General features: G+C 71.7%; 26 protein-coding genes. 12 read left to right on the forward strand and 14 right to left on the reverse strand.

Translation table 11 applies throughout. The features are described 5' to 3' along the window. The first annotated feature begins 392 nt into the window (after positions 1-392). Positions 393-695: a hypothetical protein gene (locus tag MKK55_RS27915; protein ID WP_147729232.1), complete on the forward strand. Its 303-nt coding sequence runs from the start codon at positions 393-395 to the stop codon at positions 693-695. A gap of 18 nt (positions 696-713) precedes the next feature. Here MKK55_RS27915 and MKK55_RS27920 read toward each other — a convergent pair whose 3' ends face one another. From MKK55_RS27920 to MKK55_RS27935, 4 genes are all read right to left on the reverse strand, one after another. Beyond that, the gene (locus tag MKK55_RS27920; RefSeq protein ID WP_243938949.1) at positions 714-1,097 is read right to left on the reverse strand and encodes a RidA family protein; all 384 of its coding nucleotides are present in this window, start codon (positions 1,095-1,097) and stop codon (positions 714-716) included. Further along, a complete protein-coding gene (locus MKK55_RS27925) occupies positions 1,094-2,299 on the reverse strand; it encodes a lytic murein transglycosylase (protein WP_243938951.1) in 1,206 nt (401 codons plus the stop codon). Before MKK55_RS27925 ends, MKK55_RS27920 begins: the two co-directional genes overlap by 4 nt. Positions 2,300-2,407: 108 nt before the next feature. Continuing rightward, positions 2,408-3,010 carry a 3-isopropylmalate dehydratase small subunit gene (gene leuD / locus MKK55_RS27930; RefSeq protein ID WP_147729235.1) on the reverse strand — a complete coding sequence of 201 codons (603 nt, stop codon included), beginning with the start codon at positions 3,008-3,010 and terminating at the stop codon, positions 2,408-2,410. A gap of 73 nt (positions 3,011-3,083) precedes the next feature. Beyond that, the gene (locus MKK55_RS27935; RefSeq protein ID WP_243938952.1) at positions 3,084-3,803 is read right to left on the reverse strand and encodes a HisA/HisF-related TIM barrel protein; all 720 of its coding nucleotides are present in this window, start codon (positions 3,801-3,803) and stop codon (positions 3,084-3,086) included. A gap of 14 nt (positions 3,804-3,817) precedes the next feature. Here MKK55_RS27935 and MKK55_RS27940 point away from each other — a divergent pair, with 14 nt between their 5' ends. Beyond that, a complete protein-coding gene (locus MKK55_RS27940; RefSeq protein ID WP_279596397.1) occupies positions 3,818-4,894 on the forward strand; it encodes a hydantoinase/oxoprolinase family protein in 1,077 nt (358 codons plus the stop codon). After that, complete coding sequence (locus tag MKK55_RS27945) at positions 4,891-5,091, forward strand: hypothetical protein (protein ID WP_147729338.1); 201 nt, start codon at positions 4,891-4,893, stop codon at positions 5,089-5,091. Before MKK55_RS27940 ends, MKK55_RS27945 begins: the two co-directional genes overlap by 4 nt. A 142-nt stretch (positions 5,092-5,233) precedes the next feature. Here the strand turns inward: MKK55_RS27945 and MKK55_RS27950 are convergent, their stop codons facing one another. Genes MKK55_RS27950 through MKK55_RS27980 form a run of 7 tightly spaced genes read right to left on the reverse strand, consistent with a single transcriptional unit; the run spans position 5,234 to position 10,866 of the window. Then, positions 5,234-6,175: a YncE family protein gene (locus MKK55_RS27950; RefSeq protein WP_243939016.1), complete on the reverse strand. Its 942-nt coding sequence runs from the start codon at positions 6,173-6,175 to the stop codon at positions 5,234-5,236. A 32-nt stretch (positions 6,176-6,207) separates the two neighbouring features. Beyond that, a complete protein-coding gene (locus MKK55_RS27955; RefSeq protein ID WP_243938988.1) occupies positions 6,208-6,747 on the reverse strand; it encodes an SRPBCC family protein in 540 nt (179 codons plus the stop codon). Positions 6,748-6,764: 17 nt separating this feature from the next. Next, positions 6,765-7,388 (reverse strand): DUF447 domain-containing protein, encoded by a 624-nt coding sequence (locus MKK55_RS27960; protein WP_147729340.1) that lies wholly within the window; start codon positions 7,386-7,388, stop codon positions 6,765-6,767. Positions 7,389-7,392: 4 nt separating this feature from the next. Then, entirely contained in the window at positions 7,393-8,958 is a 1,566-nt protein-coding gene (locus tag MKK55_RS27965) for a DUF6513 domain-containing protein (RefSeq protein WP_243938956.1), read from the reverse strand. Next, positions 8,955-9,533, reverse strand: coding sequence for a uridylate kinase (locus MKK55_RS27970; protein ID WP_147859783.1), 579 nt, complete (start codon positions 9,531-9,533; stop codon positions 8,955-8,957). Before MKK55_RS27970 ends, MKK55_RS27965 begins: the two co-directional genes overlap by 4 nt. A 2-nt stretch (positions 9,534-9,535) precedes the next feature. Further along, entirely contained in the window at positions 9,536-10,261 is a 726-nt protein-coding gene (locus tag MKK55_RS27975) for a (5-formylfuran-3-yl)methyl phosphate synthase (RefSeq protein ID WP_243938958.1), read from the reverse strand. Between the two features lie 50 nt (positions 10,262-10,311). Beyond that, positions 10,312-10,866: a DUF3280 domain-containing protein gene (locus MKK55_RS27980; protein ID WP_243938959.1), complete on the reverse strand. Its 555-nt coding sequence runs from the start codon at positions 10,864-10,866 to the stop codon at positions 10,312-10,314. A gap of 145 nt (positions 10,867-11,011) precedes the next feature. On the opposite strand from MKK55_RS27980, the gene MKK55_RS27985 reads away from it, so the two are divergent. From MKK55_RS27985 to MKK55_RS28025, 9 genes are all read left to right on the forward strand, one after another. Beyond that, the gene (locus MKK55_RS27985; protein ID WP_243938961.1) at positions 11,012-12,262 is read left to right on the forward strand and encodes an ABC transporter substrate-binding protein; all 1,251 of its coding nucleotides are present in this window, start codon (positions 11,012-11,014) and stop codon (positions 12,260-12,262) included. A 160-nt stretch (positions 12,263-12,422) separates the two neighbouring features. Further along, on the forward strand, positions 12,423-13,406 hold the full coding sequence (locus MKK55_RS27990; RefSeq protein WP_147728361.1) for a YVTN family beta-propeller repeat protein: 984 nt from the start codon (positions 12,423-12,425) through the stop codon (positions 13,404-13,406). A gap of 47 nt (positions 13,407-13,453) precedes the next feature. Beyond that, positions 13,454-13,888 carry a hypothetical protein gene (locus MKK55_RS27995; RefSeq protein ID WP_243938963.1) on the forward strand — a complete coding sequence of 145 codons (435 nt, stop codon included), beginning with the start codon at positions 13,454-13,456 and terminating at the stop codon, positions 13,886-13,888. A gap of 14 nt (positions 13,889-13,902) precedes the next feature. Then, complete coding sequence (locus tag MKK55_RS28000) at positions 13,903-14,139, forward strand: hypothetical protein (protein WP_147728365.1); 237 nt, start codon at positions 13,903-13,905, stop codon at positions 14,137-14,139. Positions 14,140-14,156: 17 nt separating this feature from the next. After that, positions 14,157-14,930, forward strand: coding sequence for an ABC transporter ATP-binding protein (locus MKK55_RS28005; protein ID WP_409566140.1), 774 nt, complete (start codon positions 14,157-14,159; stop codon positions 14,928-14,930). Next, complete coding sequence (locus MKK55_RS28010; RefSeq protein WP_243938967.1) at positions 14,927-15,832, forward strand: ABC transporter permease; 906 nt, start codon at positions 14,927-14,929, stop codon at positions 15,830-15,832. Before MKK55_RS28005 ends, MKK55_RS28010 begins: the two co-directional genes overlap by 4 nt. After that, positions 15,829-16,464, forward strand: a complete 636-nt coding sequence (locus tag MKK55_RS28015) for a hypothetical protein (protein WP_243938969.1) — start codon at positions 15,829-15,831, stop codon at positions 16,462-16,464. Before MKK55_RS28010 ends, MKK55_RS28015 begins: the two co-directional genes overlap by 4 nt. 267 nt (positions 16,465-16,731) lie before the next feature. Beyond that, on the forward strand, positions 16,732-19,284 hold the full coding sequence (locus MKK55_RS28020) for a TonB-dependent receptor domain-containing protein (RefSeq protein WP_405042853.1): 2,553 nt from the start codon (positions 16,732-16,734) through the stop codon (positions 19,282-19,284). Between the two features lie 196 nt (positions 19,285-19,480). Then, complete coding sequence (locus MKK55_RS28025) at positions 19,481-19,837, forward strand: hypothetical protein (RefSeq protein ID WP_147728714.1); 357 nt, start codon at positions 19,481-19,483, stop codon at positions 19,835-19,837. Positions 19,838-19,926: 89 nt separating this feature from the next. On the opposite strand, the gene MKK55_RS28030 is transcribed toward MKK55_RS28025, so the two are convergent. The 3 genes from MKK55_RS28030 to MKK55_RS28040 form a co-directional block, all read right to left on the reverse strand. Continuing rightward, positions 19,927-21,459, reverse strand: coding sequence for an undecaprenyl-phosphate glucose phosphotransferase (locus MKK55_RS28030; RefSeq protein ID WP_243938942.1), 1,533 nt, complete (start codon positions 21,457-21,459; stop codon positions 19,927-19,929). Positions 21,460-21,607: 148 nt separating this feature from the next. Continuing rightward, positions 21,608-22,804: a glycosyltransferase family 4 protein gene (locus tag MKK55_RS28035; protein ID WP_243938974.1), complete on the reverse strand. Its 1,197-nt coding sequence runs from the start codon at positions 22,802-22,804 to the stop codon at positions 21,608-21,610. 183 nt (positions 22,805-22,987) lie between these two features. Then, positions 22,988-23,611, reverse strand: coding sequence for a polysaccharide biosynthesis/export family protein (locus MKK55_RS28040; RefSeq protein WP_147842834.1), 624 nt, complete (start codon positions 23,609-23,611; stop codon positions 22,988-22,990). Positions 23,612-23,726: the final 115 nt, after the last annotated feature.

Consider the following 23,726-nt stretch of genomic DNA (forward strand, 5'->3'; position numbering starts at 1 on the left):
CGAGCAGGTGATGGGCGCCCTGCAGAACATCCGCCAGGCGAGCCAGCAGACCGCCGCCGGCACCCGCGAGGTCGAGGCGGCCTCGGCCAACCTCACCGAGCTCGCAGGAGCCCTCATGGCCCTCGCCGAACGCTACCGGCACTAGGCGTCGTCCGGCGCAGGCCCCGGTGGCCGGGCTGAGCCATCGGCTCGCCCCGACGCCATCTCGTCCCGCCGTCGCCGCCGGGGGTCATCGGGGTCTGCTCGAATCCCGGGCGACGGGCCCTGCCGCGTCGACGACCGGTGGCGGAGCAAAGGTCGGCGCTTTCGCCGCCCCCGGCCCTCGGGAACCTCGCGTCGCCGCGACCGGTTTTTCGCCTGGATCCGGCACGCAGCGAGATCGGGAGGCGACGATGGCAGTCAAGACGACGACGCGGAAGACGGTTCGGGCCGTGCTGGCGGCAGGCCTCATCATCGGCTCGACCGGCGCCGTGCTCGCGCGCGGCGGCGGTGGAGGCGGTGGCAGCGACAGCGGCAGCGGCCTCTCGCCCTACGCGGCACTGAACGGCAACGACCGCTCGGCCGGCGTCAACAACGGCAACTACCGCGATCCGCGGCTCGATCCCTATCTCGGGGCGTACGGCGACGGCTATGGCCGTCCCGTCCAGGACCGCTACCGCCCGGTCCGCCGGCCGTATTACGGGACGCCCTACTGATCGGGCGGCGCAACCGTCTCACCCTAAGGTCGCCGTGACCTCGATCTCGAGCTTCATCTCGGGGCGCAGCAGGCCGGCGACGACGAGGAGCGTCGCGGCCGGCCGGACCTGGGCCAGCACGCGGCCGCAGACCGCGAGCACCGCCTCGGCATCCGCCAGATCGGTGACGTAGTAGGTCGCCCGCACGATGCGCTCCAGGCCGGATCCGGCCTCGGCGAGCACCGATGCGATGGTGCGCCAGCACGCCTCGGCCTGCGCCGCGGCCTCCTCCGGCATCGTCATCGTCGCGTAATCGTAGCCGGTGGTGCCGGCGACGAACACGAAGCCGCCCGTCACGACCGCGCGCGAATAGCCGTAGGCGGCCTCGAACGGCGAGCCCGAGCCGATCAGGCGCCGGCTCACCGGCGCAACGCTTCCAGCACCTTCGCGCCCGGACGGCCGGTCTGCGGCATGCCGAGGCTGCGCTCGATCTCCTTGATCGCGTCGCGGGTCTTGGCGCCGACCTTGCCGTCCGGCTCGCCGACGTCGTAGCCGCGCGCCGTCAGCCGGGCCTGGAGGTCGCGGCGCTCGGCCCTCGACAGCGGCGGGTCGTCGGTCGGCCACTCCGCCTGGATGCCGGGCCGGCCGCGCAGGCGGTCGGAGAGCACGGCGATGGCGAGCCCGTAGGATTCGGCGGCGTTGTAGGAGTAGATCGCGTCGAAGTTCCTGGTGACGAGGAAGGCGGGCCCCTCGATCCCGGCCGGGATCATGATGCCGACGGGACCCTCGGCGGAGAGCGGGCGCCCGTCGATGCGCTTGACGCCGAGCGCGGCCCAGTGGCCGACCGGCTTCTTGTTCTTCCGCCCCGCGGCCCCGGCGTTGAAGCCGGCCGGCAGCTTGACCTCGTAGCCCCAGCCCTGGCCGTTCGACCACTTGGCGACGTGCAGGAAGTTCGCGGTCGAGCCGACGGCGTCGGGCACCGAGTCGACCACGTCGCGGCGGCCGTCGCCGTCGAGGTCGACGGCGAGGCGCTGGTAGGTCGTCGGCATGAACTGGGTCTGGCCGAAGGCGCCGGCCCAGGAGCCGGTGAGGCGGCCGGGCTCGATGTCGCCGCGGTCGATGATCTTCAGCGTCGCCATCAGCTCGCCGCGGAAGAAGTCGCGGCGGCGGTTGCCGGAGCAGGCCAGCGTCGCCAGCGACTGCACCAGCGGCATCTTGCCGAGGTTCTTGCCGAAGTTCGATTCCACGCCCCAGACCGCGGCGATGGTGAAGCGGTCGACGCCGTAGCGGGCCTCGGCCTGCGCCAGGGCCTGCCCGTACTGGCGCATCGCCGCCTTGCCGTCGTCGACGCGCTCGTCGTCGACCAGGGCCGCCATGTAGTCCCAGATCGGCGTCTTGAACTCGGGCTGCGCCTGGGAGAGCTCGATCACCTTGTCGTCGAAGCTGATCCCGTCGGTGGCGCTGCGGAACGCCTGCACCGACACGCCCTGCGCCGCCGCCTGCTGCTGCAGGCCGGCGAGGCAGGATTGGAAATCGGCCCGCGCGCCGGTCGCCGTGAGGCAGGCGAGGGCGAGCCACGGCAGGATCGGCCTGCGGGAGGATCGCTGCCAGGAGTCTCGCCGCATCGTCGTCGCTCGCATGGTGTCCGGGGCGCCGGAGCCTGATGAGGGAACGGTTAACGCAGGCTTAAGGCCGGATCGCGGTGCGGACGCTCCCCCGCGGTCCGGCCGCGCTCACGCCCAGCCGCGCGCGGCCAGCTTGTCCTCGTAGGCGTCGATCTTCGGGGCGCGCTTGAGGGTCAGGCCGATCTCGTCGAGGCCGTTGAGCAGGCTCTCCTTGCGGCCGGGATCGATGTCGAAGTGCAGCGTGCCGCCGTCCGGGCCCCGGATGGTCTGCGCTTCGAGGTCGACCGAGAGGGTGGCGTTGGCGCCGCGCTCGGCATCCTCGAACAGCTTCTCGAGGTCTTCCGGAGAGACCACGATCGCCAGGATGCCGTTCTTGGCGCAGTTGTTGAAGAAGATGTCGGCGAAGCTCGTCGAGATCACGCAGCGGATGCCGAAATCGGTCAGCGCCCAGGGCGCGTGCTCGCGCGACGAGCCGCAGCCGAAATTGTCGCCCGCCACCAGGATCCTGGCGTTGCGGTAGGCCGGCTGGTTGAGCACGAAGTCCGGGTTCTCCGAGCCGTCGTCCCGGTAGCGCATCTCGGCGAACAGCCCCTTGCCGAGGCCGGTGCGCTTGATCGTCTTGAGGTACTGCTTCGGGATGATCCGGTCGGTGTCGACGTTGATGATCCGCATGGGCGCCGCGACGCCCTCCAGGGTGGTGAATTTTTCCATTGGTCTTGCCGTCTGTCGCGTTTCGCTCGGTGCCTGCCGGCACCCTAGCAGCGGCGTGCCACGGCCGGAAGGTTCAGGGCAGGTCCCCGGCGCGGAGGGCGCCGTCATGGATCGCCGACGCGACCAGGGCGCCCGCGACCCCGGCGCGACGGAGCGCGGCGAGGTCGTCCGGGCCGCGCACGCCGCCGGCGGCGTAGATCCGGCGGCCGGGCGCCAGGCGCGCGGCGGCTTCCAGCCCGGCGAGGTCCGGCCCCGATCCGACGCCGATGCGGGCGAGCGTCATCACGATCACCTCCGGCGGCCAGTGGCGGGCATCCGCATGCAGGCCGGGCGGCCCGAGCCGGCTCGGGCCGCGGCTGTCGAGCGAGAGCACGGCCCGGTCGCCGAGGCGGACGACGAGGCCCTCGTCGGCCTGGCTCTCGCTGCCGATCACGGGGCGGCCGAGCCCGGCGGCGAGGAAGGCCTCGACCGTCGCCGCCTCGGCGAAGCCCGCATCGACCCAGAGGCCGATGCCGGGGCAGGCCCGCGCGATCGCCGCCAGCGCCCCGAGGTCGGGCGGGGCACGATCGACGATCGCGTCGAGGTCGGCGACGTAGAGCGTCCGCGCCGGGACCGCGGCGAGGAGGCCGCGGGCGATGTCGGCCGGCGCCGAGCCCTTTGCCAACGGGGTCTCGATCGGGGCATAGCTCTGTCGCTCGCCGGCGCGTGCCCGCACCACCCGCCCGTGGCGCAGGTCGATCACCGGAATCACCGCGAACGGCGTCGTCGCGCCCTCGCCCTCTGCGTCGCCCATCAGTGAGATCGCCCTTGCCCGCCGCGCATCCGCTTCCCCGCCCTGCCAGGACGATCGGATGGGATCTCGGCGGGGTGCACGTCAAGGCGGCGCTGGTCGAGGGCGGCATCGTCCGCGCGGTGGTCCAGGCGCCGTGCCCGCTCTGGCGCGGGCTGCCCGCCCTCGACGCCACCTTCGCCGGGCTGCCCGACTGGGCGCGGGGGGAGGCGGCGCACGCCGTGACGATGACCGGCGAGCTCACCGACTGCTTCGCCGACCGGACGGACGGCGTCGCGCAGCTCGCGGGCTGGGCGGCGACGCACCTGGCCGGCGAGGTCGCGATCTATGCCGGGCGCGCCGGCTTCGTCGCGCCGCGGGATGCGGAGCCGAACGCCGCGGAGATCGCCTCGGCGAACTGGCACGCCACCGCGGCCCTGCTCTGGCGGCACGTGCCCGACGCGCTGCTCGTCGACGTCGGCTCGACCACCGCCGACCTGATCCCGATCGTCGGAGGCCGCGCCGCCGCCGCCGGCTACAGCGACGCCGAGCGGCTGGAGACGGGGGAGCTCGTCTATACCGGCGTCGTGCGCACGCCGCTGCTGGCGCTTTCCGACCATGCGCCGTTCCGGGGCCGCCGCACCCGGCTGATGTCCGAGACCTTCGCGCACGCGGCCGACGTCCACCGCATCACCGGCGACCTTCCCGAGGGCGCCGACCAGCAGGCGAGCGGCGACGGCAAGGGCAAGTCGGTGCCCGAAAGCGAGACGCGGCTCGCCCGGATGATCGGCCGCGACCGCGGGGAGGGGACGGACGAGGACTGGCGGGCGCTTGCCGGCCACTTCGCCGAGGCGCAGCTGCGCCTGCTCCACGACGCGGCCGCCACCCTGCTCTCGCGCCCCGATATCCCGGCCACGGCCCCCGTGATCGCCTGCGGCGCGGGCGCCTTCCTGGCCGACGCCCTCGCCCGGCGCCTCGGCCGGCGCTGCCTGCCCTTCACCGAGGTGCTGGCGGATCGCATCGCCGGCCGGCCAGACTGGGCCTCCACCTGCGGCCCGGCGCTCGCCGTCGCGCTGCTCTCCGCCGACACGCTGGTTTCGAAGGAAGACCGATGAGCGCCCTGAAGATCCTCGCCCGCGTCCTCACCGCCCGGGTCGGCCCGCATATCGAGCTCGCGCTCGCCACCGAGGACGGCGAGACCGTCAAGGTGCTGGCGACGCCCGACCAGATCGACCGGCTGATCGACGAGCTGGAGGACATGCTGCACGCGCCGGAGGGCCCGGAGGACGGCGAGCCGCCCGAGGCGGCGTGATCGACCGCGGGACCACGCCCTCATCCACGGGGAGAGGGTTGGGGTGAGGGGCGTGACCGCTCCGGAAAACGCACGCCCCTCATCCTGTCCTCCCCCTGGGGGAAGGGACCCGCGCCACGTCAGGCTTCCGCCCGGCGCGACGTCAGCGCAGAAAATCCCCGAACGCCCGCGGGCTGTCGTCGGTCTTGATCTCGCGGGTCACCGTCAGCGTCCGCGCGTCGATGACCGAGAGCGTGTTCGAGCCCCAGTTGGCGACGATCACCGAGCGCCCGTCGGCGGTGGCGGCGATGCCCTCGGGGTGGTCGCCGACCTCGATCCGGGTCACGGGGGCGAGGGTGGCAGGATCGAACACCGTGACGGTGCCGGAATACTGGTCGGTGACGAAGCCGCGCTCCCCCGTCAGGGCAATAACGTAGGGGCGCTGGCCGGTCTTCACCCGGCCGACCTCGCGCGCCGCGGCGAGGTCGATCACCGACACGTCGTCGCCGGTGACGTTGGCGGTGTAGGCGCGCTTGGCTTGCGCATCGAGGGTGATGCCGAAGGGATGGTGGCCGACGGCGATCGTCCCGGTCTCGCGGCGGGTCGCGGCGTCGACCACCGAGACCGTGTCCGCCTCGCGGTTGGCCACCAGCAGCGTCGCGCCGTCCGGCGTCACCGCGATGCCCGACGGCGAGGCCCCGACCGCGATCTCGCCGTCGAGCCTGAGGCCCGCCTCACCCGGCACCAGCACGAACACCCGCTTGGCGTACCAGTCGGCGACGTAGACGGCGCCGCTCCTCGGGTTCACCGCGATGCCGAGCGGGCCGCCCGGAAGGGCCAGGACCTGCGCGACCTTGCGCGCGGTCAGGTCGACGACGGCGATGCCCGGCGCGTCTGGGCAGGTCACGTAGGCGGTCCTGCGATCGGGGGAGAGCGCGATGCCGGCGGGCGAGCCGGCGACGGGGATGCGCTGCAGGATCGTGCCGGCCTCGAGGTCGATCACGTCGACGGCGTTGTCGCCCTGCACCGTGACCACCGCCTCGGCGGCGCGCGCGGCGAGCGGCACGAGCCACAGGGCGAGGGCGAGCGAGAGGCCGGCGCGCAGCCGGCCTCCGCGTCGCGATGTGATCGAACGGCTCAAGAGCCCTTCTCGACCTGCGCCTTCAGCGCGTCGAGACCGGTGCGGTAGAGACCGCGCACGGCCTTCTGCGAGGCCTCGTCGTTCAGCTCGGGCGGCGGATCGTTGTTCATGTAGCCGCGGTAGAACGCGCCGTCCCACGACACCTTCGACTTGCCGTCGCCGTCCGCCTCGACCTTGAGCGTGGACGAGTAATCGTTCACCGGCAGGGTCTTCACGTCGACCTTGGTGATCCGGTACGAGTAGCTCATCTTTTCGGCGGAGTACTTGTACAGGCTCTCCTCGACGGTGGCGCCGCCCTTGAGCGTGAGGACGCGGGTGGCCTTGTCGGGGGTGTTGCCCTCCTTGCCCTCGGTCTTCTCGACCAGCGGCAGCCAGCTCATGTCCTGGAAGTTGCCGATCACCTTCCAGACCTTGTCCGGGCTGGCGTTGATCTCGACGGTCTCCTCGACCTTCTTGCGGGTCGGGCCGTGGGCCTGGGCCGTGGTCGCCGCCACCGCGGCGATCACCACGGCGCTCGTGAGGGCCAGTCTTCTCATCATGGGCAGCTCGATCCTCATGGGGGTGTCACTCCTGATCCGCCGTCTCGTGCGGCGGCGGTGTCGGCGAGGATGCGGCCGTCCGTCCCGAGATGGGCGGCGACCTTGTCCTCGATCCAGTCCCAGGCCTCCCGCTCGCGCGGGCCGGCCGTCTTGGATATCGCGATGGCGAGATAGCGCATCTCGGCCATGACCTTGTCGGGCGTCAGCATGTGGAGCCGCGTCGAGAGGATCGCCGCCTCCAGCACCGCGGCCTGCGCCCGGTTGTAGCCGATGAACGGGGCGTGCGCCGCCGCGTGGACCTGGCGCCCGCGGTAGCGCGGCCGGGTCGGGTCGGCCTCGACCGCCGCGACCTCGAACTCGGCGTGGCCGAAGCTGTCGGCGAGGCGCCGGCCCGGGATGCGGTCGCACGCCACCGTCGGCCAGTCCCGGCGCCCGGTGACCGCGCCGGCGATCACCCGCACGTCGCGCGGGCTCGAGGCGCAGAAGCAGGGGTTGGCCTCGAGGTTGAGGATCGTCGGCGAGGGCCGGAACGGCGCCAGCACGTAGTCGTCGCCCTCCGCGATCAGGCCGAAGGGCACGAGGTGCAGGGCGCCCTCTCGCGAGAGCGTCGTGACGATCGTCTCGAGGATCAGCGGCACCGGCTCAGGCCTCCCCGGCCGGCACGAGCTTGCCGCAGACGGGCTTTTGCGCGGGCGCCCGGGGCGTTTCCGACACCGACGCCTCGGCCGCGGCCGCGTCCGGCGCGATGGTGCGGGGCGCCGAGGCGCCGGCCTCGGCCGGAACCTGCGCGTCGCGCGCGCCCTGCGGCGCGTCCGGGCCGGAATGCTTGGTATGGCCGGCCTTCTTGAAGGCGGTGGTGTCCTCGACCTCGGCGTCGGCGGCGCAGGCCCAGTCGAGCGGCTCGTCCTGCACGTAGCGCTTGCCTAAGCGCCACGCGGTCTCGGCCTTGGTCAGCTCGCCCCCGAGGTAGAACGCGTGGGCGCCGTCGCTGGCGACGTCGAGGTCGGTGAAGAAGGCCATCGCGTCGGTGCCGACCTTGTGGACGTCGCGGTTGTAGAGGTGGATCCCGTCCTCGGCGACCGCGATCCGGTAGTTCGGGTCGCGGACCTGCGCCGCCAGGGCCGCGATCTCGTCGGGCGTTTGCACGAAGGGACGCTTGTCGTGAAGTGCCAGAAGTGCCCGGCCGTAGCCCTTCGGCAGCGCGGCGTCGGCCTTGGCCGCGAACATCACCCGCCTCGCGGCATCGTGTTCCTCGACCGTGCGGCGGGTGTGGTTCGAGACCTGCACGATCAGGACATTGCCGATCGACAGCTCCGAGCACATCCCGACGAGGAGCGCGGTGATCCCAAGGCTGTCGGCCTCCGTCAGCTCCGTGAGGTTGCCGGTGCCCATCATTATCGCGATGTCGGGCCAGCGCGCGCGGGTGGCGCGGTAGCGCGCGATCGAGTCGACGAAGCCGAAATGGATCGGCTCGAGGATCGGGTCGGCGATGAACGGGCGCCCCGCCTCCACCATCCGCGCGATCGCGCGGTCGAGGGAGGGCAGGTCGTCGGGCCGCATCGGCACCAGGATCGGCACCGCATCCGTCTCGAAGGCGAGGTCCAGCGTCTCCTCGTTGAGGCTGAGCAGGAAGTCGGCCCCGGCGGCCGCACCCCGGCGCAGCTCGTCGATCGAGAAGGAATCGACGCTGACCTTGAGGCCCTGCGCCTTCAGCCCGCGCACGCAATCCTCGAGATGCGGGAAATCGGTGTCCGGCAGGCCGCCGAGGTCGATCACGTCGGCGCCCCGGCGCGCCAGGTCCAGGCCCTTGGCCACCACCTCGGCGGCCGTCATCTTCGAGGCGTCGACGATCTCGGAGAAGATGCGCAGGTCGTGGCGCGACAGGTCGACCTTGCGGCCGGCGAGCCCGAGATGGGCCGGCAGGTCGACGATCTCGTCGGGGCCGCGCTCGACCGGCAGGCCGAAATGCGCGGCCAAGGCCTCCGGGTTCGCCCGGCAGCGCCCGGGCAGGATGATGCGGGTGGCGCCCTCGGGGAGGGTGACGCGGCGCTTGATGATCTCCTCGGTCATCAGCGCGGCGACCTTCACCCCGGAATCGGCGATGCTCCAGGCGAACCGCTCCGGGGGCAGGGCGCTCGCGACCTTCTCCAGCCGGGCGCGGGCGAGCTTGCCGGTGACGAAGACCAGGTGCTCGGGCGCGGCGCTCATGCGGCGGCCCGCGCGTGGACCGGCCGCGCGCCGGCGGGGCCGAGGATCGAGACCGCGCCGCGGTAGCGGCCGGCGAAGGCCGGGAACGCGGCATCCACGAGGCCGATCCGGGCGAGGTCGCACGCGTCGGCGCCCGCCGGGGCGTCGGCGGACTTCACCAGGATGCAGCGGGCGGCCTCGATCCGCGTCGCCGCCCAGAGCGCGAGGCTGTCGGAGGTCACGTCCCAGGATTCCGGGATGTCCGGATGGCCGGCGCGGAGGGCGATGGGGTCCCAGATAGCCGATACGGCGCTCTCCCTCCCCCCCTTGCGGGGGAGGGGGAAGGGAAGGAGGCGCGGCTCGATGGCGTGGAAACACCCCGCCATCCGGCTCATCGCATCGAGCGCGCGGCGATGCGCCTCCGCGTCGTCGAAGCCGAGACGCGCCTGGTCGAGCCGCACCGCGTCGGCGAAGGCGCCGCCGCCCGGCACGACGAGGCACGGGCCGAAGGCGCCGTCGGCGAGCGCGGCGAGCAGCGCTTGGAGGCGCGCCGGGTCGGCGCGGAGGCTGCCGCCGACCTTGACGACGGTGTGCACGCTCACGCCGCGTCTCGCGAGGCCGGCCGGCGGAGCGCCCGCACGGCCTCGGCGATCCGCTGCGCGTCGAGGGCGTTGCGGCGGTCGCCGTCGCGGCAGAGGCCGCCGCGGAAGCCGAGATAGTCCGGGCGGTGGGCGGCGAGGCCGGGGATGTCGCCGACGCGCAGCGACCCGGCGAGCCCCGACAGCAGCCCGGCGGCACGGGCCGCCGCGGTGAAGGCGGCCAGGCGCGCCCCGTCGATCAGGCCGGGCAGGCGGCGCCCGTCCTTGACCGCCGTGTCGATCATCGCGCCGATGAAGCCCGCCGCCGCGAGCCGCGGCGCGCAGTCCGGCGCGGGGTCGTCCTCGGCGAACAGCACGGCGACGAGGCGGCCAGGCGCGGCCGCGCCGGCCGCGCGAAGGGAGGCGGGATCGGCGAGCCAGTCGGGGCGGACCGCGACCTTGACCCAGCCGACCCCGGTCTCCGCCATGGCGCGGATCGCGGCCTGCCGCTCCGCCGCCGCCGGCTCGCCGGCGACCGCGCTCGTGGCGGCGCGGCCGGCGGTGCGCGCGACGATGGCGCGGACGGTCTCCGGGGGGAGGGCGCCGAGCGCCCCGTTCTCCGGGTCCTTGGCGTCGATCAGGTCGGCCCCGGCGCGGATCGCGGCCTCGGCCTCGGCGGCGTCGCGGACGCTGACGAGGAGGCGGGGGAGGGGATTTGTCGGAAACGGAGGTGCGGACTCGGACACGGGCGACCTGAACGGGGACGGCTCGGGGGCGGCGCGGGCGCCGGACGACATCACGACTTGCCGGGCAGGGGCTCGGCGAGCAGGCGGTTCTTGACGATCCAGCGCATGGCATGCGTCCAGGTGTCGTCGGTGTCGGCCCGGATCACCACCTGCCCGCCGCGCACCACCTTGCCGGTGGCGGCGTCGGCGATGACGACGTTGAGGTTGAAGATCTGGCCCGACCCCTTCTCCACATAGCCGGTCACGGCGAGATCCGCACCCAGGGCCTTGGCGATCGGGGCGGCGCAGCCGTCGCACTTGTAGAGCGGCCCCTGCTTGCTCACCTCGGCCGCCTGCGGCGCGGTATCGACGGGCTCCAGGCCGCCCTTGTCCTTGAGCGCGCCGCGCAGCTCGTCGGTGACCAGCGCGAGCTTGCGCGCCTCGTCGGGCCGGGCCTTGCGGCCGCCGACGACGCCCGGATCGAACAGCTCGACCGGGAAGACCGCGGCCTTCGACGGCTCGGCCGCCGCCGCCGCGCCCGGATGGCAGGCGGCAAGCGCGAGGGGAACCGCGAGGCGGCAGGCGCGAAAGGCATCGTCGCGAAAGATCGTGCCGCGAAGGATCATGACGGAACTCCGGTCGGAGGCATCGGCGCCGGCCGCAACGCCGGCCGCATCCCGGCATAAGGTCGCGCGGCGGGGAATTTTGGCAATGATCGGCGCGCGCTTAACGTTTGAGTCCGCGCCCGGAATGCTGTTACGTCCCGCCCCCATGCACGCCTCCCTGCACGCCATCCTGCACGATCCTGCACATTCCCTCGGTGCTGCGGCGCTGCTCGCCCTGGCGCTGGCCGGCCCGGCGGCAGCCCAGGAGCCCGCCGCCGCGCCGGCCGCGCCCGCGGAACCGGCCGCCACCCATGTCGGCCTGATCTACCGGCCGCAGCCCGCGCCGTCCTCCTACGACGCGGAGGCCGCGCCCGAGGACGAGGGCCTGGCCGGCGCGAAAATGGCCATCGCCGACAACAACACCACCGGCCGCTTCATCAAGCAGAGCTACGCCCTCGACGAGATCGCGCTCACCGAGGGGGGCCCGAGCGCGGTCGACGCGGCGAAGGCGCTGCTCGGCAAGGGCATCCGCTTCCTCGTCCTGGCGCTGCCGGCCGACGAGGTGCTCGCCGTCTCGGAGGCGGCACGCGCCGACGGCAAGGGCGCCGTGGTCCTGAACGCGGCGGCCCCCGACGACCGCCTGCGCGGTGCCGATTGCCGCAGGAACGTGTTCCACGTCGCCCCGAGCCGGGCGATGCAGACCGACGCGCTGGCGCAGTACCTCACCGTGATGCGCTGGCGGAAGCTGTTCCTGATCGTCGGCCCGACCGATGCGGACAAGCTCTATGCCGACGCGATGCGCAACTCGGCCAGGAAGTTCGCTCTCAAGATCACGGCGGAGAAGCCCTGGACCTTCGGGCCGCTGGCCAAGGCGCGCGGCGACACGCCGACCCGCGCCGAGGCGATGGTCTTCACCCGCGGGCTCGACTACGACATGGCGATCGTGGCCGACGAGGAGGCCGACTGGGGCGACTACGTCCCCTATCGCACCGTCGACCCGCGGCCCGTCGGCGGCACGCAGGGGCTCGTCGCCACCACCTGGTCGCCGGTGCTGGAGACCTGGGGCGCGGCTCAGGCGCAGAACCGCTTCCGGCGCCTGTCGGGCCGGCTGATGCGGCCGCTGGACTACCAGGTCTGGGCCGCGATCCGCGTCGTCGGCGATGCCGGGGCCGCCCGCAAGACCGCCGACCCGGCGGCACTGGCCGCCTACCTGAGCGATCCGGCCTTCGGCCTGCCGGCCTACAAGGGCGTGTCGCTGAGCTTCCGCCCCTGGGACCACCAGCTGCGCCAGCCGCTGATCGTGGTGCAGCCGAAGGCCCTGGTCTCGGTGGCGCCCGAGCAGGGCTTCCTGCACCAGCGCACGCCGCTCGACACCCTCGGGACCGACCTGCCCGAGACGACCTGCAAGTTCCAGTGAGCGCGCCGGGACGCACGAGGACGGCGTTCCGCCGCGTGAAGTCCGCAGCGCGGTTCCGTCGCCCTCGCCGCGGGCACGAAACGCACTACACTGTCGTCCGTCGGGATTTCGGCACCGCCAGAGTGCCAAGCTTGCCGCCAGGCCAGGGGGAGGATCGCGAATGGACCGCTGCGTGAGAGCAGGGTTGGGGCTCGCCGCGCTCGGCGCGGCGCTGCTCGGGTCGGTGCCGGCGCAGGCCTACACGGTCTACGTCTCCAACGAGAAGGGCAACTCGGTCAGCGTGATCGACACCGCGACGATGGCGGTGACGGCGACCTGGAAGGTCGGGCGCCGCCCCCGCGGCATCACCGTGAGCAAGGACGGCAAGGAAGTCTTCGTCTGCGCCAGCGACGACGACCGCATCGACGTGCTCGACACCGCCACCGGCAAGGTGGTGCGCTCGCTGCGCTCCGGCCCCGATCCCGAGCAGTTCATCCTCGATCGCAGCGGCAACCCGCTCTACGTCGCCAACGAGGACGACAGCCAGGTCACGATCATCGACATCGAGAAGAACAAGGTGCTCGCGGAGGTCCCCGTCGGCGTCGAGCCGGAGGGCATGGGCCTGTCGCCGGACGGCAAGATCCTGGTGAACACCTCCGAGACCACCAACATGGCCCACTTCATCGACACCAAGACCTTCCAGGTGATCGACAACGTGCTGGTCGACGCCCGTCCGCGCTTCGCCGAGTTCACGGCGGACGGCAAGTTCCTCTGGGTCTCGGCCGAGGTCGGCGGCACGGTCAGCGTGATCGACGTGGCGGCGCGGCGCGTGGTGAAGAAGATCACCTTCAAGATCCCGAGCGTGAACGACGAGGCGATCCAGCCGGTGGGCATCCGCATTACCCAGGACGGGACCAAGGCCTTCGTCGCCCTCGGGCCCGCCAACCGCATCGCGGTGATCGATGCCAAGACCTACGACGTGCAGAAGTACCTGCCGGTGGGCCAGCGGGTGTGGCAGCTCGCCTTCACGCCAGACCAGTCGCTGCTGTTCTCCACCAACGGCACCTCCAACGACGTCTCGGTGGTCGACGTGGCGGCCGAGAAGGTGGTCAAGAGCATCCCGGTCGGCCTGCTGCCCTGGGGCGTGGCGATCTCGCCGAACTGAGTTTTCGCAAGCACGACTGCCGCGAACGGCAGCGCGGGGGGAACAGGATGACACGAGGTCTTCGATGGGCGGCGCTGGGGCTGGCGGCGATCCTGGCGGCCGGCCCGGCCGTCGCGCTCGATCTCACCAAGAAGCGCGAGACCCTGCCCGACCTGGTCCTCGGCAACGAGGAGGGCAACGACTTCGTCGTCGAGAACAAGGACATCGAGCTCGAATCCGGCAAGGCCTACCGGCTGCGGATCATCGCCAAGGGCCACCAGGAGTACAAATTCTACGCGACCGAGTTCTTCCGCTACATCTGGTGGAACCAGATCGTCATCGAGCACAAGGAGATCCACGGCGGCGGCCCGCCGGATCACCTCGAGTTCGACGATCCGGGCGAGATCGCGATCGAGTTCGTGGCGATCAAGCCGGGCAAGTACACCTGGGAGGCCCGCGGCCTGGAGTCGAAGGGCGTCGCCGGCACGATCACTGTGAAATGACGCACGGTGGAATGATGCGGACGCTTCTTCTCGCCAGCCTCCTCTTGAGCACGCCGGCGCTGGCCGACGACAAGGCCGCCTGCGCGGACGGCATCGCCATGATCAGGGATGCGCTCGCGCAGAACCCGCCCGAGGCGGCGCTGCCGAAGCTGAAAAAGGCCCTGCGCGTGGCCGAGCGCGAGCAGGGCGAGGGCGAGTTCGACGAGTGCCTCGACGCGGTCGGCGATGCCAGAAGGGTCCTCGGGCGATGAGCGAAGGCGCTCGGGCGATGGGTGCGGGCGGGCGTCCGGCGGGCGAGGCCCCGGCGCTGGAGGTGGCCGACGTCAGCCACAGCTTCGGCGCGCGCCGGGCGCTGTCGGACGTGTCGATCACCGTCGAGCGCGGGCGCTTCATGGCGCTGCTCGGGCCCAACGGCGCCGGCAAGACCACGCTGTTCTCCCTGATCACCCGGCTCTACAACAACCGCCACGGCCGGGTCGCGATCTTCGGCCACGCCCTCGATCGCGAGCCGTCGCGCGCGCTCGCCCGCCTCGGCGTGGTGTTCCAGGCACGGACCTTGGACACCGACCTCACCGTCGAGCAGAACCTGCTCTATCACGCGGCGCTTCACGGCATCGCGCGCAAGGCCGCCAAGGCGCGGATCGCGGTGCTGCTCGACCGGGTCGAGCTGGCGGACCGGCGCGCCGACAAGGTGCGGACGCTCTCCGGTGGCCAGTCGCGCCGCATCGAGATCGCGCGCTCGCTGGTCCACCATCCAAGCCTGCTGCTGCTCGACGAGCCCACCGTCGGCCTCGACCTCGAATCGCGGGCCGACATCGTCGCGATCGTCCGCGCGCTCGTGCGCGAGGAGGGGCTCTCGGTGCTGTGGGCGACCCACATCTTCGAGGAGATCGCGGCGGAGGACGACGCGGTGGTGCTGCACCGGGGCCGCATCGTCGCGCGCGGACGGGCCGGCACCATCGGCGGGGCCGACGAAACCCTCGAGGAGGCGTTCCGCCGGCTCGTGGCCGAGCCGGCCAAGCCGGCGAGGGAGGCTGCATGAGCACGCCCATCGGCACGCCGACGGCGGTCGACGCCCGCACCGTGGCGGCGGACGCGACGCGCCCGCCCGCCCATCTCGGCCGGCTCGACGGGGTCGGCTACCTGATCTGCCTCGGCGGCATCGTCCGGCGCGAGCTGTTGCGCTTCTTCAACCAGAAGGAGCGGTTCTTCTCGGCGCTGGTGCGGCCGCTGGTATGGCTGTTCATCTTCGCGGCGGGCTTCCGCAACACCCTCGGCGTGTCGATCGAGCCGCCGTACCAGACCTACGTGCTCTACGAGGTCTACGTGGTGCCGGGGCTGGCGGTGATGATCCAGCTGTTCAACGGCATGCAATCCTCGCTCTCGATGGTCTACGACCGCGAGGTCGGCTCGATGAAGGTGCTGCTGACGAGCCCGTATCCGCGCTGGCTGCTGCTGCTCGCCAAGCTGATCGCGGGCGTCACCGTCTCGGTGGTGCAGGCCTACGCCTTCCTCGCCATCGCCTGGTTCTGGGACCTCGACATCCCGGCCGTCGGCTACCTCGCGGCCCTGCCGGCCTTCATCGCCGCCGGGCTGATGCTCGGCTCGATCGGCCTGCTGCTGTCGTCGATGGTCAAGCAGCTCGAGAACTTCGCCAGCGTGATGAACTTCGTGATCTTCCCGATGTTCTTCGCCTCGTCGGCGCTCTACCCGCTCTGGCGCCTCCGCGAATCCTCGGAGACGCTGTACTGGATCTGCCAGTGCAATCCCTTCACCCACGCCGTCCAGCTCGTGCGCTTCGCCCTCTACGGGCAGTTCGAGCCGGTCTCGTGCGCGGTCGTGCTCGGCGTGACCCTCGCCTTCTTCACCCTCGCCGTCGTCGCCTACGATCCCGGCCGCGGCATCATGGCCCGGCGCGGCGGCCCGGCCGGAGACCCGTCATGATCGCTTCCCGCTTCTGCTCCCTCGCCGCCCTCGGCGTCGCCCTGGCCGGCCTCGCCGCGCCCGCGCTGGCGCAGCCCAGGACCGACCCGGACTGGCCCTGCGTCCAGCGCAAGGTCGCGACCCTGAGCCCCGGCCAGTTCTGGACCGGGTCAGACATCGCCGCCGCCGGCGCCTGGGGCGACGACAACGACGCCGCGGTGCTGGCGCAGAAGCTCGCCTCCCGCCGGACCGAGCTCACCGAGGTCGATCCGCTGATCGACGCCTACGTCGCCAAGGTGCCGGCGGCCGACAAGGCCAAGGGCCTCGCCCACGTCTATGCGGGCGTGTTCGAGGTCATCAACGGCGAGCGCGACAAGGTGATGGGCGGGATCGCGCGCTACGCGCAGGGACAGCGCCGCATGGCCGAGCGCATCCGCGACGAGGCCGACACCATCAGCCAGACCAAGGACGGCCCGAGCGCGGCCGACGCCCGCGAGGTCTCGAAGGAGCAATCCGACATCGAGACCAAGTTCGCCTGGGATCGCCGCATCTTCCAGGAGCGCAGCCAGTCGCTGACCTACGTCTGCGAGGTGCCGCAGCTCCTGGAGCAGCGCCTCGGCGAGATCGCCAAGAAGATCCAGGCCAGGCTCTGACGCCGCCCGGCGACCCGGAACCGGGTTGCCGAATCGTCCCGGGCAGCATTGCCGAACACTCCCTAAGCCTTTGATGAGACATAGAAAATCTGTTGCACGCGGACCACGGGTCATCCGTTTCCGCGCGTAACGGCCCCGTGAGCGGCGTTTTCCGCCGGATCACGGTCGTCCCGCGATTGTCCGATCTCGACGCGCCTTGCATGAGTGCTGGGCAAGCCCGCCGCAGAGGGGGCACGCTGTTCGACGGTTCGGGGTTGGGGAATGACAATGCGGGCGCTTCGCGGAAGCCTGATCGCCTCGGTGGCATTGCTGCCGGGTGCAGCCTACGCACAGAGTTCGGTGACGCTGTCGGAGATCAGCGTCGTGGCGACGACCCCGGTCGGCGGGTCGGGCTCGGGCAGCACGCTGGCCGCCCCGCCGCTCGGCGCGACCCCGGTCGTGTCGCCGAGCGCGGCGCCGCTCTCCTCCGCCGGCCTGCCGCGCCTGCGCGGCGGCGAGCAGCCGCTCTACAAGATCCCGAGCACGGTCGAGACCGTCACGGCGGCCGACCTCGACATCGATCGCGGCACCTTCAACGCGGTGGCCACGCTGGCGCGGCGCACGCCCGGCCTCAACCTTTCGGATTCGCAGGGCAACTCCAACCGCACCGACGTGAACTACCGCGGCTTCACCGCTTCGCCGGTGCAGGGCGTGCCGCAGGGCCTGGCCGTCTACCAGAACGGCGTGCGCATCAACGAGGCCTTCGGCGACACCGTCCAGTTCGACCTGATCCCGCCGACGGCGATCCAGCGCATCGACATCGTCACCGGCAACCCGGTGTTCGGCCTCAACGCCATCGGCGGCGCGGTCAACATCCAGATGAAGAACGGCTTCACCTGGCAGGGCACGGAGGTCACCGCGCTCGGCGGCTCGGACGGCCGCATCGCCGGCTCGCTCGAGTACGGCAAGGTGATCGGGCCGTGGAGCTTCTACTTCAACGGCGACGGCCTCAACGACCGCGGATGGCGCTACGAGAGCCCGTCGACGATCGGGCGCCTCTACACCGACCTCGGCTACCGCACCCTCGATTCCGAGTTCCACCTGATCGGCAACTTCGCCCGGACCTTCTTCGGCGCGGCCGCCGCGACCCCGGTGGACTTCACCCATGTCGACCCGCGGGCGATCTTCACCTTCCCGCAGACCACCACGACCGAGATGGGCACCATGCAGGTGACCGGCCGCGTCGACATCTCGCCGACCTGGGATCTCGCCGGAAACGCCTATTTCCGCCGCTTCAGCAACACCTACGTCGACGGCAACGACGGCAACTTCGAGAACTGCAGCCGCCAGTCGAGCAACCGCGGCTTCCTCTGCTTCGAGGATGACGGCTTCGCCCAGGCGCCGGGACAGTCCAATCTCGCCTTCCGCAACCAGTTCACCATCCTCGGCGCCAACAACCGGCGCATCCCCTTCACCCCGAACGTGCCCTACGGCACGCTGGACGTGACCAAGACCGAGGCGACGAGCTACGGCGGCTCGCTCCAGGCGGCCAACCGCGACAAGATCTTCGGCTTCGGCAACAGCTTCGTCGTCGGCGGCAGCATCGACGTCGCCGACTTCAGCTTCAAGTCGTCGAGCACGCTGGGCGTCATCAACCCGGATCTGCGGGTGACCACCGATCCGAACAACCCGTACTACGGCACCATCCCCGGCCTCGGCACGACGCAGCTGCGGACCGCGGCCGCGCTCGGCATCGCGCCCTCGAACGTCATCGGCTCGAACCTCTACATGGGCCTCTACGCGACGGACACGTTCGACGTGACCGACGCGCTGTCGCTCACGGCCGGGGCGCGCCTGAACTTCGCCCGCCTCACGACGACCGACCAGACCGGCTTCTCGCCGGACGTGAACGGGACCTACTACTACAACAAGATCAACCCGGTGGCGGGCCTGACCTACCGCTTCACCCCGGGCCTGTCGCTCTACGGCGGCTACTCGGAATCGAACCGCGCGCCGACGCCGCTCGAGACCGCCTGCTCCAACCCGGACCGGCCCTGCCTGCTGCCGAACTCGCTCGTCGCCGACCCGCCGCTCAAGCAGGTCACCGCACAGACCTACGAGGTCGGCATCCGCGGCCAGATCCCGAACGTCTACGAGGGCGGCCTCGTGACCTACAAGGTCGGCGCCTTCCGCACGGATCTCGCCAACGACATCATCCAGCTCGCGACCCCCGGCAACGCGGCGCGCGGCTACTTCGTCAACGTGCCGGCGACCCAGCGGCAGGGCATCGAGGTCGCGGCCGACTACACCCGCGGCGACCTCTCGGTCTACGCCAACTACGCCCTGATCGACGCCACCTTCCAGTTCAACGGAACCCTGTCCTCGCCCAACAACCCCCTGGCCGACGACGGCGCCATCGCCGTGACCCGCGGCAACCAGGTGCCGCTGATCCCCAACCACCAGTTCAAGGTCGGCTTCGACTACCTCGTCCTGCCGGGCTGGCGCTTCGGCATGAACCTCCAGGCCTTCTCCTCCGCCTACTATCGCGGCGACGAGTCGAACCTGAATCCGAAGCTGCCGGCCTACCTCGTGCTCGGCCTCAACACCACCTACCAAGTCACGCCGAACCTTCAGGTTTTCGGCTTGATCACCAACCTGACCAACAACCGCTACGCCAACTTCGGCACCTTCGCCGAGCGTGGGCCCGTCGCCGGCAACCTCACCATCAACGATCCGCGCACGACGACGCTGGCGCAGCCGCTCTCGATCTACGGCGGCATCCGCTACGCCTTCGGCCCCGATCCGGTCCCGATGGCGGAGCCGATCATCCGCAAGTACTGACCGCGCGGATCGATTGCCCCGCGGGCCCGGGAGGAGGGGGCGTGGACCGGGAGGTCCGCGCCCCCTTCGCGTTCGGCGGGGCGCGTGCGGGCCTGCGGCCTCACGCCACCGGAACACGGTCGCGCTTCGTCGCTTGCCCCCTGCAACCGAAACGACGCGGGCCACTCGCCCGCGCGAAAAGCTTCAGGGAGTTCTCATGCGATTGGTCCACGCGGTCTCGGCCGCCCTCCTCCTCGTCTCCGCGGCGCCCGCCTTCGCGAGCTCCTGCTCCGAGGAGATCGCGACGCTGGAGCGGCGCCTCGACAGCGCCGGCGCGGAAAAGGTGACCGGCAAGGAGCCGGTGGGCGGCACGACCTCGTCGAATTCCGACAAGGCGCTGTCCGCGCCGCCCGGGGGCAAGCCCAGCGACCCGTCGACGACCTCCACCGCCGGCGGCGTGAAGGAGGCTCGCGACCTCGTCGAGAAGGCGCGCGGCGAGGACAAGGCCGGCAAGGCCGATGCCTGCCGCGACACCATCATGAAGGCCAAGGAGAAGGCCGGCGCGCTGCCGTAGCCGCTTCGCCGCGTCCGCAACGAACGGACAGGGCGGCTCTCGCGAGCCGCCCTGTCTTCGTTTTCCGGGTCCCGCCTGCCCCGGCCCGGTCAGTACGCGTTCTCGGTCCTGAAGAGGGCGAACGGCGTGGTCAGCAGGATCTGGAGATCGAACAGCACCGACCAGTTCTCGATGTAGTACAGGTCGTGCTCGACCCGGCGCTGGAGCTTCTCGCTGGTGTCGGTCTCGCCGCGCCAGCCGTTGACCTGGGCCCAGCCGGTGATGCCGGGCTTGACCTTGTGGCGGGCAAAGTAGCCGTCGACGACCTGGTCGTAGAGCGTGTTGGCGGCCTTCGCCTGCAGCGCGTGCGGACGGGGGCCGACGAGGGAGAGGTCGCCCTTGATCACGTTGAAGAGCTGCGGCAGCTCGTCGAGCGAGGTCTTGCGGATGAACCGGCCGACCGGGGTCACGCGCGCATCGCCCTTGGTCACCATCCTCGCCGCCGTGGCGTCGCAGGCGTCGACGTACATCGAGCGGAACTTGAACACGTCGATCAGCTCGTTGTTGAAGCCGTGGCGCTTCTGCCGGAAGAACACCGGGCCGCGCGAGGTCAGCTTCACCGCGAGCGCGACGCCGATCATCACCGGGGCGAGCGCGGCCAGCATCAGCAGGCCGACCGCGCGGTCGAACACCGTCTTCATCACCACGTCCCAGTCGGCGATCGGGCGGTCGAACACGTCGAGCACCGGCACCGAGCCGAGATAGGAGTAGCTGCGCGGGCGCAGGCGCAGCTTCGTCGCGTGCGCTGAGAGGCGGATGTCGATCGGCAGGACCCAGAGCTTCGAGAGCATCTGCAGGATGCGCCCCTCGGCCGAGATCGGGATCGTGAACACGATCAGGTCGAGGCGCGTGGCGCGGGCGTAGGCGACGAGGTCGCTGACGGTGCCGAGCTTCGGGTATCCGGCGACCACGTCGGTGGAGCGGTCGTCGTTGCGGTCGTCGAACACGCCGACGATGCGGATGCCGCCCTCGCTCTGCGTCTCGAGGGCGGCGATGAGCTCCTCGGCGGCCTTGCCGCCGCCGACGATCGCGGTGCGCCGGTCGAAACGGCCCTTCCGGGTCTGCGCCACGATCACGCGCGACAGGACGAACCGGCCGGTCAGCAGCAGGCCGAGGCCGCCGGCGAAGTAGGCGGCCAGCCACAGGCGGGAATAATGGTCGGCGACCTTGGCCAGCACGAGGCCGGTCGCCACCAGGAGGAAGGCGAGCATCCAGCCGGCCGAGATCTTGATCGCGGTCTTGAAGAAGGTGCGGAACGCGCCGATCCGGTAGGTGCCGGCGGCCTGGAAGGCGGCGATCGCCAGGGCGGCCACCGCGACGACCGCCCCGGCATAGGTCAGCCCGAACGGAACCACGCCGCGCAGCAGCGTCAGGTGCAGGCCCGCGCCGAGGCAGCCGATCAGGACGAACTCCGCCGCCCGCACCAGCCCTGCGATCACCACCGGCGAGATCGCCTGGGCCGGGAGGACGGAGACCGTCTCGGCCAGCGGCGCCGCCTGCGGCGCGGGCTCGGCGAAGCGGGCCGCCGCGGTCTCGCCGTGTCCGGCGACCTTCAGAAGATCACGGACGTCGAAGGCACTCATCGGTCGCTTCCCAGCAGTCCAGCGGGCTAGTTCCTGCCGGGAAGTGTCTCAAACCGACCTATCGGATTACTTAAAGCTGCAGGCGCCGCCGCCGTCCTTCTGCGCGCCCGCGACGGGCGGGAATCACGTTCGTGCGAGGGTCCGGGGCTCAGGCGGCCCCGACGCGGGCCGGCTCGGCGGACGCCACGGGGCGGCGGGCCCGGAAGGCGGCGGCGTAGCCCGAGAGCACGTCGGCGCCCATCCGCTCCATCGAGAAGCGCTGGCGCACCGAGTCGCTCAAGGTCCGGAACCGGGCGACGCGGCTCTCGGGCGCCTCGTCGAGGACGCGGGCGATCGCCCGCTGCAGCGCGATCGGATCGCGGGCCGGGACGAGATCGCCCGCGGCCGAGCCGAAGATCTCGGGGATGCCGCCGACATCGGTGGCGACCAGCGGCTGGGCGGCCGCGGCGGCCTCGAGCACCACGTAGGGGAGGGACTCGGCGAAGGACGGCACCACCATGATCCGTCCGCGGGCGAGGACGGAGCGGATCGCCTGGGCCGGCTCGAAGGCGATGGCGCCGGCGAGGCCGAGGGCTTCGGCCTTGGCCTGGAGCTGCCCGGCATCCGGGCCCGAGCCGACCATCAACAGCCGGACCCGGCGGCCCTCGGCGCGCAGCAGCGCCAGGGCCTGAAGCAGGATCGGCAGCCCCTTGGCGTCGCGCAGCTCGCCCACGTAGAGCAGGTCGAACGGGTCGGCCGCCGGCGTCACGGGCGCGAACTCGGCCTCGCTCAGGCCGTTGTGGACGATGCGGCTGACGCGGCCGTGGGTGCCGACATAGGCGCGGTGGCGCCCGGCGACGTACTCGCTCTCGAACAGGAACACGTCGGTCCGGCGGGCGAGGAGACCCTCGGCGCCCATGTAGACCCGGTGCAGCAGGCTGCCGGGCCGGTAATTGTAGCTGCCGCCATGCGGGGTGTAGGCGCGGATCACGGGCCGGCCGCGGGGAACGTGGGCGAGGCGGGCGTAGGCGCCGCCCTTGGCGCCGTGCCCGTGCAGCACGTCGGCGGCTGCGGCGTCGGCGCGGGCCGCCACCGCGCGCAGGCAGGCGAGGTCGGACGGGTGCGGGTTGCGCCGCATCGGGATCCGGGTGACGCCGAGGGCGAGGCAGGGCGCGAGATCGGCCAGCGCCCGGACGGCGCGCTCGCCGCCGGTGGTCGCGTCGCACACGATCCCGACGCGGTGGCCGGCCGCGGCCTGGAGCCGTGCGAGGTCGACCACGTGGCGGAACAGGCCGCCGACGGGCGCGCGGAACACGTGCAGGATGCGGCGGGGCTCGGCATCCGAAGGGCTGACGGACGGGGTCACGGCGGACGTCTCCAGGCCGGCGCGTTCGGCCGGCCTCGCCTGCGTGCCATGCCGGCCCTGTCCAGCCGGTTAAGCGCGGGTGCCGGCCCGAATCGGCCGGGCCGCGGCGCCGCCTTTTCCCGATGCGAGGGTCAACGGTCGCCTAACGCGCCGGCTTTTATCCCCTTCGCACGAGCGGGCGCCTCAGAAGAACCGCTCCTTGATGACGATCGTGTCGCCGGGGCGCACGGGATAGGTCATCGGCACGATGCCCGAGACCAGTCCCTCGCGGCCCGCCTCGTTGGTCGGCTCGAGGCCGGGGCCGGATGTGGCGCCGCCCTTGCCCTCGCGGGTGAGCACGGCGTAGTCGCGCGCCGCCCGCGGGCCGAACCCGGCGGCGATCGCCACCGCGGTCTCGACGGTCATGCCGTTGACGAAGGGATACTGCCCCGAGGTGGTGACCTCGCCCAGGATGTAGAACGGGCGGTAGGCGTCGACCTCGACGGTGACGTGCGGCTCGCGCACGAAGCCGGCGGCGAGCTTGGCCTCGATGGTGCGCGCGGCCTGCCCCGTGGTCTGCCCGCCGATCTGGACGACGCCGATCAGCGGCATCGCGATGCGGCCGCCGCCGTCGACCGCGTAGATGTTGGACAGGTTGTCCTGCCCGAACACGATGACGCGGAGCTTGTCGCCGGCCGCGAGCGGGTAGCGCGCGCCGATCGAGCCGGTGCCGGTGGCGTCGAGCTGGGCGGTCCGGTAGTCCGGCCGCAGGCAGCCGCCGAGCCCGAGGCTGGCGGCGAGGACGAGGAGGAGTACGCGTCGGTTCATCACCACAGCCGTCGTGATTGCCTGATCGGTCGTGGCGTAATCCGTTAAGGTTAAGAAATGCTGTCGCCCCGCGTCGGAGCAGTCCGCATCGGGCCGGCCTTAACTCTCAGGCAAC

Source organism: Methylobacterium sp. J-059, from assembly GCF_022829485.1.
In the GTDB taxonomy this organism is placed as follows: Bacteria; Pseudomonadota; Alphaproteobacteria; order Rhizobiales; family Beijerinckiaceae; genus Methylobacterium.

Excerpts from the sequence above, each read along its gene's own strand:
- MKK55_RS27915 (WP_147729232.1), top strand. The coding sequence starts at position 393 with ATGGCAGTCAAGACGACGACGCGGAAGACGGTTCGGGCCGTGCTGGCG.
- MKK55_RS27925 (WP_243938951.1), bottom strand. The coding sequence starts at position 2,299 with ATGCGGCGAGACTCCTGGCAGCGATCCTCCCGCAGGCCGATCCTGCCG.
- leuD (WP_147729235.1), bottom strand. The coding sequence starts at position 3,010 with ATGGAAAAATTCACCACCCTGGAGGGCGTCGCGGCGCCCATGCGGATC.
- MKK55_RS27935 (WP_243938952.1), bottom strand. The coding sequence starts at position 3,803 with ATGGGCGACGCAGAGGGCGAGGGCGCGACGACGCCGTTCGCGGTGATT.
- MKK55_RS27945 (WP_147729338.1), top strand. The coding sequence starts at position 4,891 with ATGAGCGCCCTGAAGATCCTCGCCCGCGTCCTCACCGCCCGGGTCGGC.
- MKK55_RS27955 (WP_243938988.1), bottom strand. The coding sequence starts at position 6,747 with ATGAGAAGACTGGCCCTCACGAGCGCCGTGGTGATCGCCGCGGTGGCG.
- MKK55_RS27965 (WP_243938956.1), bottom strand. The coding sequence starts at position 8,958 with ATGAGCGCCGCGCCCGAGCACCTGGTCTTCGTCACCGGCAAGCTCGCC.
- MKK55_RS27980 (WP_243938959.1), bottom strand. The coding sequence starts at position 10,866 with ATGATCCTTCGCGGCACGATCTTTCGCGACGATGCCTTTCGCGCCTGC.
- MKK55_RS27985 (WP_243938961.1), top strand. The coding sequence starts at position 11,012 with ATGCACGCCTCCCTGCACGCCATCCTGCACGATCCTGCACATTCCCTC.
- MKK55_RS27990 (WP_147728361.1), top strand. The coding sequence starts at position 12,423 with ATGGACCGCTGCGTGAGAGCAGGGTTGGGGCTCGCCGCGCTCGGCGCG.
- MKK55_RS27995 (WP_243938963.1), top strand. The coding sequence starts at position 13,454 with ATGACACGAGGTCTTCGATGGGCGGCGCTGGGGCTGGCGGCGATCCTG.
- MKK55_RS28000 (WP_147728365.1), top strand. The coding sequence starts at position 13,903 with ATGCGGACGCTTCTTCTCGCCAGCCTCCTCTTGAGCACGCCGGCGCTG.
- MKK55_RS28005 (WP_409566140.1), top strand. The coding sequence starts at position 14,157 with ATGGGTGCGGGCGGGCGTCCGGCGGGCGAGGCCCCGGCGCTGGAGGTG.
- MKK55_RS28010 (WP_243938967.1), top strand. The coding sequence starts at position 14,927 with ATGAGCACGCCCATCGGCACGCCGACGGCGGTCGACGCCCGCACCGTG.
- MKK55_RS28015 (WP_243938969.1), top strand. The coding sequence starts at position 15,829 with ATGATCGCTTCCCGCTTCTGCTCCCTCGCCGCCCTCGGCGTCGCCCTG.
- MKK55_RS28020 (WP_405042853.1), top strand. The coding sequence starts at position 16,732 with ATGCGGGCGCTTCGCGGAAGCCTGATCGCCTCGGTGGCATTGCTGCCG.
- MKK55_RS28025 (WP_147728714.1), top strand. The coding sequence starts at position 19,481 with ATGCGATTGGTCCACGCGGTCTCGGCCGCCCTCCTCCTCGTCTCCGCG.
- MKK55_RS28030 (WP_243938942.1), bottom strand. The coding sequence starts at position 21,459 with ATGAGTGCCTTCGACGTCCGTGATCTTCTGAAGGTCGCCGGACACGGC.
- MKK55_RS28040 (WP_147842834.1), bottom strand. The coding sequence starts at position 23,611 with ATGAACCGACGCGTACTCCTCCTCGTCCTCGCCGCCAGCCTCGGGCTC.